Here is a 14,543-nt window from a genome sequence, read left to right on the forward strand (position 1 = left end):
CCCCCGCCCTCTCCAGCCGTGTCCGCACCCTGAGCGTCCTGGGCGGCCGGACCGCCCCGTACGACGACGTCCTGACCCCCGACGCCCTCGACTTCGTCGCCCGTCTCGACGACGCCTTCGCCGCCCGCCGGTCCGCGCTGCTCGCCGAACGCCGCCACCGGGCCGCCCTGCTGGCCCGCGGCGGCGCCCTCGACTTCGTCCCGGCCACCTCGCCCGTCCGCGCCGACCGCTCCTGGCGCGTCGCCCCGCCCGCGCCCGGGCTCACCGACCGGCGCACCGAGCTCACCGGACCCCCCGACCCCGCCGGCGCGGCCGAGGCCGCCGCCTCCGGCGCCCGGGTGTGGACCGCGGACTTCACCGACGCCACCGCGCCCACCTGGCACAACGTCATGGAGGGCCAGCGGACGCTGAGGGCGGTGACCGAGGGCCGCATCGGCCCCGGACCGGCCGCCGGGCCCACCCTCGTCGTCCGCCCCCGGGGCTGGCACCTCACCGAACGGCACCTGGTCGTCGACGGCCGCCCGGTCCCCGCCGCGCTCGTCGACCTCGGCCTCTACCTCTTCCACTGCGGCCGGCTCCAGACCGCCGCCGGCCGCGGCCCGTACTTCTCGCTGCCCCAGGTGGAGAACCACCTGGAGGCGCGGCTCTGGAACGACGTGTTCGTCCTCGCCCAGGACCTGCTCGACCTCCCGCACGGCACGATCCGCGCCACCGTCACCGTCGAATCCCTCACCGCCGCCTTCGAGATGGAGGAGATCCTCCACGAACTCCGCGACCACGCCGCCGGGCTGGCCGTCGACTGCGCCGGCTACCTGAGCAGCGTCGTCCGGACCTTCCCGCACCGGCGCGACCACCTCCTCCCCGACCGCGCGAAGATCACCGCCACGGCGCCCTTCCTCCGCGCCCGCACCGAACTGCTCGTCCGCACCTGCCACCGCAGGGGCGCCCACGCCATCGGCGGCACGGCCCCACGCGCCGTCCCGGTGCTCGGCCGGGACCGCCAGGCCGACGAGGCGGCCCTGGCCCGGGTCCGGCTCGACGCGGAACGGGAGGCCGAGGCCGGCTTCGACGGCACCCGCGTCGCCGACCCCGGACTGCTCCCCGTCTGCCGCACGGCCTTCGACGCGGTCCTCGGCGACCGCCCGCACCAGCTCGAACGCACCCGCGAGGACGTCCACGTCACCGCCGCCGACCTGCTCGCCGTCCACCGCACCAGCGGACGCCCCACCGAACAGGGCGTCCGCGCCGCCGTCGGCACCGCCCTCCACGGCCTGGACGCCTGGCTGCGCGGCCGGGGCCGCGTCGTCCACCAGGGCCGGCTGGAGGACACCGGCTCCACCGAACTCGCCCGCTGCCAGCTCTGGCAGTGGATCCACCACGGAGCGGTCCCGCGCGCCGCCGTGCTCCGGCTGCTCGACGAGGAGAGCTCCGCCCTCGCCGCCGCCGACCCGCACTCCCGGTGGGCCGACGCCCGCGAGGTCCTGGCCCGCTCGGCCCTCGGGGACGACCTGCCCGCCTCGTTCGCGACGGACGCCTACGCGCGGTACCTCGTGGGACGGGTCTGACGCGTCGAAGCCCTCAACACCCCCGGCGGCCCAGCCGGGGGCAGACGCACGCCACCTCGCCGCACACGTGGTGCCGCAGCGGATCGCGGCGCGGGGCCACGCCGTTGCGGAGCTCGGCCGCGTACGCGACGGGCGGCTCCCGGTACGGGGAGCTGGTCTTGCAGTCGGGACAGGCCCACCGGCCGAAGATGCCTTTGACGGCTTTGCCGCAGCCGGTGCACTCGTGCTCGGTGATCTCAGGCAGCATCGTTTCGCCTCTGTTCGGACAGCGGGCAGTGGCCACGCTACCCGCAGGGCGGGGCGGCGGCCCCGGCCGGGTGGCCCCTCACCCCTCGTCCGGCAGCCGCACCGCGATCAGACAGATGTCGTCGCTGCCCGTCACCGACGGTTCCGCCAGCAGCGTGTCGCAGAACTCGTCCAACGGCGAGCGGGCCAGCCCGGACGCCGTCCGGGCCAGGCGGGTGAGGCCCTCGTCGATGTCCTCGTCCGGGCGCTCCACCAGCCCGTCCGTGTACAGCAGGAGCGTGCCGCCGGGCGGGAGCGGTGCGAAAGCGCTGATCCGCCACTCGTCGGGGACGGGCATGCCCAGCAACGGCGAGGTGGCCTCGTCCAGGAAACGGGTGCCGCCGTCCCGGTCCACCACCAGCGGCGGCGGGTGCCCGGCCACGCAGTAGTGCGCCCGCCGGCCGCCGTCCGGCGCGTGTTCGACGCGGACCAGGGCACAGGTGGCCGTGCCCTCCTCCGGATCGAGGACCTGGGTGGCCCGGTCCAGCCGCCGGATGATGTCGCCCGGCGGCTCCTCCCGGTCGGCGGCGAGACCGCGCAGCATGTTCCGCATCCGGCTCATCGTCACGGCGGCCTCGATGTCGTGCCCCGCCACATCGCCGATGACGACCACCGGCGCGCCGTCCCCGAGCACGAACGAGTCGTACCAGTCGCCCCCGACGTCCGCCGCCGCCGGGCTGGGCAGGTAACGGGCGGTGATCAGCAGGTCGTCGTAGCGCGGCGGTTCGGTCAGCAGGCTGTGCTGGAGGGCCAGGGCCACCCGCTGGGTGCGCTGGAACTCGATGATGTTGCGCAGCGGATCGTGGGCCTGCTCCAGGAGTTCGCGGAGCAGCGCTTCGTCGGCCGGGCCGATCGGGTCGCGGTCGCCGCAGGCGAAGGCGTCCACGATCGCCGCGAGCGTGCCGTCGATGAGCACCGGCACGACCACCATGCTGTGCGCGCCCACCTCCCGCAGCCAGGCGAGGCTGTCCGGCGGGGCGGTCCCCGGCGGGATGTCGTGGGGGTCGAACGACGTGCGCACCACCCGCCGTTCGCGGACGGCCCGGGCGAACGCGCTGTCCGGCGCGATGTGTTCCTCGCCGAGCCGGGCCGGGTGCGGGGGGAGGCCCTCGCGCGAGCGGGCCGCGATCCGCTCCACGACCAGCGGGGCGTCCCCGGTCAGCCGGTCGGTGGGGTCACGGAAGAGGTAGATCCCGCACTTGTCGGCCAGCGCCGGGACGATGACGTCGCCGAGCGCGGCGAAGGCGGGGCGCGGGTTGGTCGACTCGGCCAGCACGGCGGCGCCCCGGGCCAGTACGTCCTTGCGGCGCTCCTCCAGCCACCGGTCCTCGATGTCCGTACAGGTGCCCACCCACTCCACGACCCGGCCGTTCTCGCGGACCGGCACCGCCCGCACGTCGAAGTGGCGGTACGTACCGTCGACCGTCCGCAACCGGTACACGTACCGGAACTCGTCCGGCACCTCCTCCAACGCCCGCTGCCAGGCCGCTTCCATCGGCTCCCGGTCCTCCGGGTGCAGCGCGTCGAGCCAGCCGTCGCCGCGGAACTGCTCCCATGTCTGGCCGGTCACCTCTTCCCAGCCGCGGCTGGGTTCGATGGTGCCGCCCTTGGCCGCCGTCACCCACATCATCTGCGTCCGGGCGGTCACCAGGTTCTCGAACCGGCGCAGGGCGCGCAGCCGTTCCTCCGACACCCGGCGGAGCCGCTCCGTCGCCCGGATCTGCTCGGTCACGTCCACCGCCACCACCAGCACGCCGCGCTCGTCCGCCGACGAACCGACGGCCGAGAGGCTGAACGTGTAGTACCGCGTCCCGCCGTCCGCCGGCGCGTCGATCTCGGTCGGCGCGGCGTCCAGCGTCACCGGGGCGCCGGTGCGCAGCACGTCGTCGAAGAGGGTGAGGTAGTCGCGCTGCCGCAGGTCGGCGAAGGCGTCGGCGATGGGGGCGCCGACCGGGCGGTCGCCGAAGAGCTCGCGGTAGACGGCGTTCATGTACACCAGGCGGTGGCCGGGGCCGCGGGTGACGGCCATGGCGACCGGCGCGGGGTCGAACATCCGCCAGTCGGGGGCCGGGGGCGGGGGCACTGTGCTCTCCGGCATGGTCCTCGGTCCTTCCGTGGTGCGATGGCCGTCGTGCGGAGGCGTCGTCCCCGGGGCCGGTGACGCGCCCTGGGTCACCCCGCGCATGACATCACCGTCCGCCCGGTCCGCCGGGGAGGCGGGCCGGTGGGCGGCCCGGGCGCCACTCAGCCGAGCGGCTGCCCGCACCGCTCAGCCCAGCGGCTGCTCCGCCCAGATGACCTTGCCGTCCGGCGTGTACCGGGTGCCCCAGCGGTCGGCCAGCTGGGCCACCAGGAACAGGCCCCGGCCGCCCTCGTCCTCCGCCGCCGCGTACCGCAGGTGCGGCGACGTACTGCTGGTGTCGGAGACCTCGCAGATCAGAGTCCGGTCGCGGAGCAGCCGCACCCGGATCGGCCCGGAGGCGTGCCGGATGGCATTGGTGATCAGCTCGCTGAGGATCAGCTCGGTGGTGAACACCGCCTCCTCAAGACCCCACTCCGTCAGCTGCCGGGTCACGTCGGCCCGGGCGCGGCCCACCACCGCCGGGTCGCTGGGCAGCTCCCACTCCGCGATCCGGTCCCGCTCCAGGATCCGGGTGCGCGCCACCAGCAGGGCGATGTCGTCACTCTGCCGGGCCGGCATCAGCGCCTCCAGCAGCGCCTCGCATGTCTCGTGCGGGGTCCTGCCGGGCTGCTCCGCCAGGGTGGCGCGGAGAACGTCGAGACCGGCGTCGATGTCCCGTTTGCGGTCCTCGACCAGGCCGTCCGTGTAGAGCACCAGGTTGCTGCCCTCCGGCAGCCGCAGCTCCGCCGCCTCGAACGGCAGCCCGCCGAGCCCCAGCGGCGGCCCGGCCGGCAGCTCCGGGAAGTCCACCGTGCCGTCCGGGGCGACCAGGGCGGGCAGCGGATGCCCGGCCCGGGCCAGCGAGCAGACGCCCGACACCGGGTCGTAGACCGCGTACAGGCAGGTGGCGCCCGCGATGGACGGTTCGTCGGCGTCCCCGGCCGCCTCCTGGTCGATCCGGGCGACCAGCTCGTCGAGATGGCCCAGCAGCTCGTCCGGCGGCGGGTCGAGGGCGGAGAAGTTGAGGACGGCCGTGCGCAGCCGGCCCATGGTGGCGGCGGCGTGCAGCCCGTGCCCGACCACGTCCCCGACCACCAGCGCCACCCGGGCACCGGGGAGCGGGATGACGTCGAACCAGTCGCCGCCCACCCCCGCCTGCGCCGGCAGGTAGCGGAAGGCGACGTCCAGCGCCGTCTGTTCGGGCAGCCCGCGCGGCAGCAGGCTGTGCTGGAGGGCGACGGCCATGTCGTGCTCGCGCGTGTAGCGGCGGGCGTTGTCGACGCACACCGCGGCGCGCGCCGCCAGCTCCTCGGCCAGCGACAGGTCCTCCTCCTCGAAGGGCTCGCTGTCGCTGGTGCGCCAGAAGTTGGCGATGCCCAGCAGTACGCCGCGCGCCTTCAGCGGCACGGTGATCAGCGACCGGAAGCCGTACTCCAGGACCGCCTGGGTGCGCTCGTAGTCCTGCGTCCGCCAGCCGGTGGAGGACGCCAGGTCGGGGACGAGCACCGGCCGGCCGCTGACGAAGCCGGTGGCCTGCGGGGTGGGCCCGGCGAAGGTGACCAGGTCGCCCGCCGGGTACAGCGGATGGTCGTCCCGCGGCCCGGTGAGCGCCACCCGGCGCAGCTCGGCGGCGTCGCCGCCCATCGCCATCCGGGGCTCCTCGCCGTGCAGCACGGCCTCGGCGAGATCGACGGTCGCGTAGTCGGTGAACCGGGGCGACGCCACCCGCGTCAGCTCCTCGGCCGTCCGCCGCACGTCCAGGGTGGTGCCGATGGCGACGCTCGCGTCGTACAGCAGCCGGAGCCGGCCGCGGGCGGTCTCGGCGCGGCCCGCCAGCGCCCGCAGTTCGGTGGAGTCCCGCAGGGTGGCGACGCTGCCGGGCGGGCCGCCGCCGCGGTCCGTCGGCCGGTTGTTGACCGCCAGCAGCCGGTCGCCGACGGGCAGCACCTCGTCGGAGACGCTTTCGCGCGAGACCAGCAGATCGGCCGTGCGGGGATCCAGGCCCAGGTCGCGGACGTGCCTGCCCTCCACGTCCGGCGGCAGGCCGAGAAGGCGCCGGGCCTCGTCGTTGACCAGCAGCAGCCGGCCGTCCCCGCCGACGATGACCACGCCCTCGCGCACCGCGTGCAGCACCGCGTCGTGGTGCTCGTACATCCGGGCCATCTCGGCCGGGCCCAGCCCGTGCGTCTGCCGCCGCAGCCGCCGGCTCACCAGGGCCGTGCCGGCGGTCGCCAGGGCCAGCGCCGCCGCGCCCGCGCCCAGGACGAACGGCAGCTGCCGGTCGAAGGCGCTGCTCACCGCGCTGACCTTGATGCCCGAGGACACCGCGCCGACGATCCGGCCGCGGTCGTCACGGACGGGCACCACCGCCTGCACCTCCTCGCCGAGCGGGCCGTGCACGCTCTCGACCGTCACCTTGCCGTCCTTCAGCGACGGGTCGATGGTGCCGACGAAGTGCTTGCCGATGCGGGAGGGGTCCGGGTGGGTGTAGCGGTTGCCGTTGCGGTCGGTGACCACGACGAAGTCGACGCCGCCGCGGTGCCGGGCGTCCTCGGTCAGCGGCTGGAGGGCCGACGTCGGGTCGGGGCCCGCCATGGCGGCCGGCAGCCCCGGGGCGTGCGCGAACGCCTCGGCGGCGGCCAGCGATCGGTCGCGGGCCGCCTGGAACCTGTCGGTCCGCGCCTGGAAGAGCAGGGTGCCGACCGCCGCCACGACGAGCAGCAGCACGATGAGCACCTGCAGCACGAACATCTGGCCGGCGACGCTACGGGTGCTCGCCACCCGCCAGCGCCCCGCCGACGCCCCGCCCGGCCGCCGGCGCCACTGCCGCCGCTCGCGTCGTTCACCCACGTGCGAGCCGGCGGGCCGGCGGCCCGACGGCCTCCAGGAGCGGCCCCGGATTCGGGCCATGTTCCATGTCTACCCCGACGCTCCGCGCGGCGCGAACCGTGGCGACCGCGTGAGCGGCCTCCCGCCCCGGGCTCACCACTCCTCGTCCGCGAGACCGGCGTCCCGGTCCTCGTCGCTCACCACCTGCTCCAGGGCGTCCTCCTTCATCAGTTCGATCTCGTCCGCCACGTCGCGTTCGGAGAGGGTCATCGGCAGGCTCCTCTGTCGGCTCGGGCTCGGGAGAGGCGGTCGGCGCGCCGCGCCGCACGTGCTTCCCATCCCACACGCGGACCGGACACGGCGCAGCCCGCCGCCCCTCGAACGGGTGATATCGCGGGAAACGCACCCGTGGGAAGGGGCGGCGGGCCACACCGCGCCGGATCAGGTCAGCACTGGGGACGGCGTCCGTGGTTGGCGGCGTTGCCGCGGCGGGCGCGCTTCTTGCGGCGGCGCTTCGAGGACATGGGACCTCCTCGGGTCGGTGCGGTGCGGTCGTGTGTTTCCGGTGGGGCTCCTTACCGGTTTCCACGGTTCCACACCGGGTTCACGGCTGCCACGGGAGTTTTCCGCCGTCGCCTCGGCCCCGCGGCGCCGTCGCCCTGCCCGCGGCTATCCCGCCGCCCGGAAGACCAGCACCGTGTTGTGCCCCCCGAACCCGAACGAATCGCTGACGGCGACCTCGACCCGCTGCTTCCGGGGCTCGCCGTGGACGACGTCGATCGACAGCGCCGGGTCGAGCCGGCCGAGGTTGGCGGTCGGGGGGACGAGGTCGTGCCGCATGGTCAGCACGGTCACGGCGGCCTCGACGGCGCCCGCGGCGCCCAGCGTGTGCCCGAGCACGCCCTTGGTGGCGGTGACGGTGGGGCCGTGGGGGAAGAAGTCCTCGATGAGGCGGCCCTCGACGAGGTCGTTCATCGGCGTCGCGGTCCCGTGCGCGTTCACGTGGTCCACCTCGTCGGCGGACACCCCGGCGTCCGCCAGGGCCGCCGACAGCGCCCGCCGGGCGCCCGCGCCGTCGGGCCGCGGAGAGGTGGGGTGGTGGGCGTCGGTGGTGGAGCCGGAGCCGGCGAGGAGGGCGTAGGGGACGGCGCCCCGCGCCCGTGCGTGCTCGGGGCGCTCCAGGACGAGGACGGCGGCCCCCTCGCCGATCACGAAGCCGTCGCGGTCGGCGTCGAAGGGGCGGGCGGCGGTGGCCGGGTCGTCGCGGCGGTGCGAGAGGACGCCGAGCCGGTCGAAGGCGACGATGCTGAACGGATCGGTGGCCGACTCCGTCCCTCCGGCCAGAACGATGTCGCAGACGTCCGCGGCCAGCCAGTGCCGGGCCAGGGACAGCGCGTCCGCCCCGGAGGCGCAGGCGGTCACCGGCGCCATGCTGGGACCCAGCGCCCCCAGGTCCAGGGCCACTTCGGCGCCCGCCATGTTGATCAGGCCCATGGGCAGCGCCGCGGAGGAGACGTGTTCGGGGCCGCGGTCGCGCAGCCGCGCCTGCTGGGCCCAGATGGTCGCCCTGCCGCCGCTGGCGTTCCCCAGCGAGACGCCGACGCGGGGGGAGTGCCAGACGGCCGGGTCGAGGGCGGCGTCGGCCACCGCCTCCCGGGCCGCCAGCACGGCGAGGCGGGCGAAGGGGTCGAGTCTCCACAGTTTGCGGCGCAGGGGAGCGAGGGCGGTGTCCAGCCCGGGCACCAGACAGGCGAAGTCCACTGACGGACTGCCCGTCGACGGGAGCCGGGTGGCGGCGCCGCGGCCCGCGAGAACGCCCCGCCAGGTGGTGTCACGGTCCGGACCGGCCGCCGTCACGAGGCCGATGCCGGTGATCGCCGCCGGTCCGCCGGTCATGACCGGTCGCTCGCGGAGGGACGCCCGTCGGCGGCGAGCCGGGAGGCGGGGAGCCGGGAAGCGACGAGGGCTGCCACGTCGTGGACGGTGCTGTGCTCCGGTACGTCGTTCTCGGTCATCGTCACTCCGAGGTCGTCCCGCAGGATCAGGGCCAGTTCGGCCCGGGCCAGGGAGCCGATCTCCAAGTCGGCGAGGGTGGAGGCGGGGGTCATCTCGGTGCGGTCGATGCCGAAGTTCTTTTCAAGGATGCCGAGCAGCGTTTCGGTGAGGTCGGGCACGGGTGGTTCCCTTCGGATGATGCTGTCCGGCCGGCGCTCACCGGCCGGGGCGGATCACAGACGCAGCCAGAGGACGCCCAGGCTGACGCCGCTCGCGAAACCGACGAGGGCGGCGATGTCGTCGCGGTGGAGCCGGCCCTCCCGCAGCGCCAGGTCCAGTTGCAGCGGCAGGGTGGCGGCCGCGGTGTTGCCGTGCGAGCCGATGGTCGCCATCAGCCGCTCCGGCGGGATTCCCAGGGTCTCGCGGAACTCGTCCACGAAGGCCACGGAGGGCAGGTGGACGCAGTAGAGGCCGGTGTCGGGCACGGAGCCGCCGGGGCCCAAAGCCTCGTGGAACGGGTCACCCCTCGCGACGAGGGAGCGGACGGCCCGGGCCATGACGCCCGGTTCGAAGCGCGGCCGCCGGGCCTCCGCCAGGGGCTCCCAGGCGAACGGGACGGCGCCGGCCGCCCATTCCGACGAGATGGCCTGCGTGGCGAACCCGAGGATCCCGGGTTCGGCGGCGGCTTCCAGGAGGACGGCGGCGCCCGCGTCGGAGATCGTGTAGGCGGCCATGGCGTCGAGGAACTGGCGGGGGCCGGAGACGCCGGACCGGAGCAGACGGAAGACGTGCGTGGGCGTCTCACCGCAGCACACCAGGACGCGCCGGTAGGCCCCCGTGCGGATCAGCGCGTCGGCCGCCTCCAAGCCGCTGAGGACGCTGTTGCAGGCGTTCTTGACGTCGAACACCGGGCAGCGGGCCCCGATCCTGACGGCGACGGCGTGCGCCGTGGCCGGTTCCAGCATGTCGCCCGTGACGGCCGCGAAGACGAGCAGATCCAGATCGGCCGCGTTCCAGCCCGCGTCCGCCAGCGCCTTTCCGGCGGCCGCCGCCGCGAGGTCGGAGGCGGGCCGTCCGGCCGGGCTCACATACCGGTGGGTTACGCCCGTCACTCGCCGGATCATTCCCCGGGGCACCAGGAAATCAGGGCTGTTCTCCTGAAGGAGGTCTTCGAGTTCTTCGGTGGTCATGCGGTCGTCGGGAAGATGCGACGCCACGGCTGCGACGCGGCAATGCGGAGGAGACGTCAACGCCCGTCCTTCCGAAGGCCTTTGAAAATATCCGGCGTCATATCTACCCGCTCGTCGGCGAATTACCACCACCGAAATGCGGTATGAAAATCTGGAGATATGTCATACCTGGACGGTGTGCTTTTCGAGCGTCACGGAGCGGCGGCGGGGTATCCATGAGCCTTGGGATCCGTCGGGTGAAACAGCCGTCGCCGCAAGGGAGTTGGTATGCGCAGTGTGGTCGTCACCGGAGCGAACAGCGGAATCGGCAGGGCCGCCGTCGTCGAGCTGGCCCGCAGCGGTCTCGACGTCATCGGCACGGTCCGGACTCCGGAGAAGGCCGAGGAGCTGGTGGAATCCCTGGGAGGCGCCGCCGCGTCCGTACGGACCGTCCTGCTGGACGTCGCCGACGCCAAGAGCTGCGAGACGGCCTTCGCCGAGATCGACGAGCTGACCGCCGGGGGCCCCTGGGCCGTCGTCAACAACGCCGGGATCCAGCTCATGGGCGCGGTGGAGGACATCGCGGACGACGAGGCGCGCCACATCCTGGAGGTCAACCTGCTGGGGGCGGCCCGTGTCTGCCGGTGGGCGCTGCCCGCCATGCGCCGCCGGGGCAGTGGGCGCATCGTCAACGTCACGTCCCTGGCCGGGCTGTTGGCCTCCCCGTTCAACGGCTGGTACGCCGCGAGCAAGCACGGCCTGGAGGCGCTGAGCGACTCCCTCCGTATGGAGAACGCCCGGTTCGGAGTGCGGGTGAGCCTCGTCGAACCGGGATTCTACGAGACGCAGATGATCTACCGGGGGGCCGACCGGCTCTTCCGGCTGACCACCGGGAGCACCTCGCCCCACCAGAACGCCTACATGGTGGCCCTGGGCGGGCTGGCCAGGCGCCGCCCCTTCCCGCCGGCCGAGGAGGCGGCCTGGGCCATCCGCCGGGCCGTCTGTGACCGGCGGCCCGCCCTCCGCTACCGCGTCGGGCGCGAGACCCTGTTCGTCCGGGCGGCCCGCGGCGCTCCCTCCTCGCTGATCGACGGCATTCAGCGCCGGGCGGCGGGACTGCGCGGACCTCTGCCGCCCACTCTCCGGGAGTGATCCGCCCCCGTCCCGCCCTCCGTGGCCCTCCGCCTCACCCGTCCCCCGGGGTGAGCACCATGCAGGAAGCCGCCACCCCCTGGCCGCCGTTGACGACGAGCAGGTACTCGCCCGGCGCCACCACGGCGTGACGCTGGGCGAATTCGAGGTTGGCGAGCGCGTCCCCCGATCCGAGGTGGCCGGTATGGGGGTCGGGGACGCGCGCCTTCCCGCGCAGCGGCGCGGGGAGGGCGGGCCGGACGAACGACTCGGTGAACGGCGCGGCCAGCCGCGGCAGCAGGACGGCCGCGATGCCCGGGTCCGCCGCGTCCAGCTCAGCTTCGGCCAGGGCGCCCTCCACCACCTCGGTGAGGCAGGTGCCGAACCGCTCCACGCTGTGCGCCGCTTCCTTCAGCCGGCGTTCGTCCTGGAGGCCGGTACCGTCGGGCAGCCGGTGCCGCAGGTCCTGTCCGGGCTCCATGAGGTCCGCGCAGGTGTGGGCGCGGGTCACCAGGGAGCGCAGGGCGAGCCGCCCGGGCCCCCGGCACAGCACGACGGCCGCCGCGCCGTCCCCGCCCACCATCATCGCGGGCTCGGTCCAGCGGCGGCTGCCGTACTCCTCGAAGGTGTCGGACGACACGGCCGCCGCCAGGCCGGTCCGGTCGTCGGCGAGCATCCGGGCCACCAGCGTCTCCACGGCGGCGGCCCCGCCGTTGCACGCCTGGACGACACCCATGGTCGTGCAGTCGCCCACGGACAGCTCTTTGGCGAGCCGGAACGGCGGCGAGTACGGGCCCCCCGGGCGGATCGTCCAGGCGTAGGCCAGCGCGTCGAGCTCCTCCGGCCGCCGGCCCGCCGCGGTCAGGGCCCGGCGGACCGCCTCGGCGGCCATGAACTCCGGTGTCTCGCCCCGGGTCCGGGGCACCTCGGTGACGTCGGGCGGCGCGTCCCGGACGTCGTCGAGCAGCCCGTCGATCACCGCGTCCTCGACCGTGCTCCGCCCGCTGGGCAGCCACAGGGCGCTGGACAGGACTCCGACGGCGGACGCGATGCGCATGTGGTCTCCTTCTGGGGGCGGGGGAGTCACGGCTCAGGGACGGCGGGGGCGCGGCGCCGGCCCGGCAGCCACCAGTTCCAGCGGCCGGCGAGTGTCATCAGGCCGGGGACGAGGACGCCGCGGACGAGGGTGGCGTCGATCAGCACGCCGACGGACAGGCCGGTGCCGACGGTCTTCAGCGTGGTGATGCCGGATCCGGTCAGCGCCACCATGGCGCACACCACGATCAGCGAGGCCGCCGTCACCAGCCGCCCGGTGCGCTCGACCCCGTGGACGACGGAGGCGGTGTTGTCGCCGGTCGCCAGGTAGGTCTCGCGGACCCGGGCGAGGAGGAACACCTCGTAGTCCACGGACAGGGCGTACGCCATCAGCAGCGCCAGCAGGATCAGGGCGCCGTCGAGGAAGCCCGCGACCGGGAAGTCGCCCAGCGGGAACCGCAGATGCCCGTCCTGGAAGACGTGGACCAGGAAGCCGAGGCAGGCGCCCAGACTCACGGCCGCCACCGCGACGGCCTTCACCGGGATCAGCAGACTGCGGGTGAACAGGCCCAGCAGTAACGCGGTCACGGCCGCCGCCACCCCGCAGGCGACGGGCAGGGCGCCGGTGAGCGCGCCGAGGGTGTCGGCGGCGCGCACCGCCTCACCGGCGACGATGCTCTCGCCGCCCGGCGCGGGGAGCGCCCGGACGTCCCTGGCCAGCCGCTGGGCCTCCGGCGCGGCCGGCCCGGCCCGGGTGACGACGGTGAGCAGCGGGCCGGCCGGGGTGGTGAACCGCGCCGCCGCCGTCTCGGGGAGGGGCCGGTGGACGGCGCCGGTGTACCGGCCGGTCGCCGTGCGCACCTCGGCCGCGCCGGGGAGGCTCGCCAAACGGTGGGCGTACGCGTCGAGTTCGGCGCGCTCCGTCCCGGACGGCAGCCCGACGGTCATGACGCGGTCGGGCGTCGGCGAGAAGTCCCGCGCCAGCCGCTGGGCGGCGCGGTAGGAGACGCTCTCCACCGAGAGGGAGCGGGCGTCGCTCGGGGCGAAGCGGACGTGTCCCACCGGCAGGGCGAGCAGGAGCAGGACGGCCAGGGCGCCGGCCGAGCACAGCACGGGCCGCCGGCACACGGCCGTCGCGATCCGCCGCCAGAAGCCGGACCGCCCGGGGCCGGCGGCACCGGCCGCGCCGACCGTGCCGACCCGGCGGAACCGCGCGAACAGATCCCACCGCCCCAGGTGGGCGTCCCAGGAGCGCAGCAGCACCGGCACCAGGAGCACGGCCACCGCCGCGGACAGCGCGGCGACCAGGAGGACGGCCACGGCGATGGCCCGTACGAAACCGAAGGGAACGGTGAACAGGGCGCACGAGGACAGGGCGACGATCCCGGCGGACACCACCACCGTCCGTCCCGCCGTGCGCCGGGCGCGTGCCACGGCCTCCCGGAGCGCGACGCCCGCCGCGCGCTCCTCGCGGAAGCGCGTCACCACGAACAGGCCGTAGTCCACGGCCAGTCCGAACCCCAGCGCGCAGGAGATGTTGGCCGCGTAGACGGATATCTCCATGACAGTGGCCAGCGCGCCCAGGCAGGCCAGCGCCCCCGTCACCGCGAGCACCCCGGTGACCAGCGGGACGAGGGCGGCCACCGCGGAGCGGAAGACGAACAGCAGGACCAGGGCGGTCAGCGGGAGGGCGATCAGCTCGCCGGTCAGCAGGTCGCGGCGGCTCTCGCGCATCCCCTCGGCGCTCACCCAGGCGGGTCCCGTGGCCGTGACCGTCACGGGGCCGTGCTCGCCCGTCAGCCGGGGGACGAGGTCGCGGGCCGTGCGGGTGGCCGTGCCCTCGTCCGCCGAGAGGATCACGGTGATCAGGGCGGTGCGGCCGTCCCGGGCGCGGAGGCCGGGGTCGTGGGCCGTCCAGTAGGAGACGGCGGAGGTGACGCCGGCCTCCGCCGCGACCCGCCGCTCCAGGGCGCGCCCGGCCTCGGCCACGGGCGCCGCATCCACGTCCGCGGAGCGGGACACCGGGCCGACGAGCAGGACCAGGTCCGGATTCGCGGCCCCGTAGCGGGTGCCGAGCACGGTGTTGTCCTCGCGGAGGGCCGTACCTTCCGGCAGGAAACCGCTGTTGGTCAGCCGGCCCAGACCCGTCAGCCCCGCCCATCCCAGGAACGTCACGGCGATCGCCGCGACGACGAACGCCACGCGGGCGCTGCGTGCCATGCGCGTTCCCCCCGGCCGGCCATGGCGCCGGACGGCGCCCTCTTCTTCCTTTCCTTTCTTTCCTCACCTCATCCCTGCCCATTTCCCCGCGCGGTCCGCCTCTGGGCGCAGGGCGCTCCACGGCCCCATATCAAGAAAACGAACGGATAATCAGATGAATATGCCGAGGGGTGCGCGGCGAATCCCCCCGGG

Annotated in this window: 11 protein-coding genes; 2 read left to right on the forward strand and 9 right to left on the reverse strand. The window is 74.8% G+C overall.

The features are described from left to right. A partial coding sequence (locus ACSNOK_RS07480; RefSeq protein WP_436779797.1) for a malate synthase occupies positions 1-1,565 on the forward strand: 1,565 nt, incomplete at its 5' end. A 13-nt stretch (positions 1,566-1,578) separates the two neighbouring features. Here ACSNOK_RS07480 and ACSNOK_RS07485 read toward each other — a convergent pair. The 7 genes from ACSNOK_RS07485 to ACSNOK_RS07515 form a co-directional block, all read right to left on the reverse strand. Beyond that, on the reverse strand, positions 1,579-1,812 hold the full coding sequence (locus ACSNOK_RS07485) for a hypothetical protein (protein WP_436779798.1): 234 nt from the start codon (positions 1,810-1,812) through the stop codon (positions 1,579-1,581). 78 nt (positions 1,813-1,890) lie between these two features. Further along, positions 1,891-3,948 (reverse strand): SpoIIE family protein phosphatase, encoded by a 2,058-nt coding sequence (locus ACSNOK_RS07490; protein WP_436779799.1) that lies wholly within the window; start codon positions 3,946-3,948, stop codon positions 1,891-1,893. A 171-nt stretch (positions 3,949-4,119) separates the two neighbouring features. Continuing rightward, positions 4,120-6,882, reverse strand: coding sequence for a SpoIIE family protein phosphatase (locus tag ACSNOK_RS07495; RefSeq protein WP_436779800.1), 2,763 nt, complete (start codon positions 6,880-6,882; stop codon positions 4,120-4,122). 365 nt (positions 6,883-7,247) lie between these two features. Continuing rightward, the gene (locus tag ACSNOK_RS07500; RefSeq protein ID WP_436779817.1) at positions 7,248-7,325 is read right to left on the reverse strand and encodes a 50S ribosomal protein bL37; all 78 of its coding nucleotides are present in this window, start codon (positions 7,323-7,325) and stop codon (positions 7,248-7,250) included. Between the two features lie 145 nt (positions 7,326-7,470). Then, on the reverse strand, positions 7,471-8,697 hold the full coding sequence (locus ACSNOK_RS07505) for a beta-ketoacyl-[acyl-carrier-protein] synthase family protein (protein WP_436779801.1): 1,227 nt from the start codon (positions 8,695-8,697) through the stop codon (positions 7,471-7,473). Next, positions 8,694-8,975, reverse strand: coding sequence for an acyl carrier protein (locus ACSNOK_RS07510; RefSeq protein ID WP_436779802.1), 282 nt, complete (start codon positions 8,973-8,975; stop codon positions 8,694-8,696). The genes ACSNOK_RS07505 and ACSNOK_RS07510 overlap by 4 nt, the downstream gene beginning before the upstream one ends. Positions 8,976-9,029: 54 nt before the next feature. Continuing rightward, positions 9,030-9,986, reverse strand: a complete 957-nt coding sequence (locus ACSNOK_RS07515) for a 3-oxoacyl-ACP synthase III family protein (RefSeq protein WP_436779803.1) — start codon at positions 9,984-9,986, stop codon at positions 9,030-9,032. Between the two features lie 267 nt (positions 9,987-10,253). Between ACSNOK_RS07515 and ACSNOK_RS07520 the strand changes: the two genes are divergently transcribed. Next, positions 10,254-11,117, forward strand: a complete 864-nt coding sequence (locus ACSNOK_RS07520; protein WP_436779804.1) for an SDR family oxidoreductase — start codon at positions 10,254-10,256, stop codon at positions 11,115-11,117. Between the two features lie 34 nt (positions 11,118-11,151). Here ACSNOK_RS07520 and ACSNOK_RS07525 read toward each other — a convergent pair whose 3' ends face one another. After that, the gene (locus tag ACSNOK_RS07525) at positions 11,152-12,153 is read right to left on the reverse strand and encodes a hypothetical protein (RefSeq protein WP_436779805.1); all 1,002 of its coding nucleotides are present in this window, start codon (positions 12,151-12,153) and stop codon (positions 11,152-11,154) included. A 26-nt stretch (positions 12,154-12,179) separates the two neighbouring features. Further along, on the reverse strand, positions 12,180-14,351 hold the full coding sequence (locus ACSNOK_RS07530) for an MMPL family transporter (protein WP_436779806.1): 2,172 nt from the start codon (positions 14,349-14,351) through the stop codon (positions 12,180-12,182). Between the last annotated feature and the right edge of the window lie 192 nt (positions 14,352-14,543).

It is taken from the genome of Streptomyces sp. URMC 126, assembly GCF_051386555.1.
Lineage (GTDB): Bacteria > Actinomycetota > Actinomycetes > Streptomycetales > Streptomycetaceae > Streptomyces.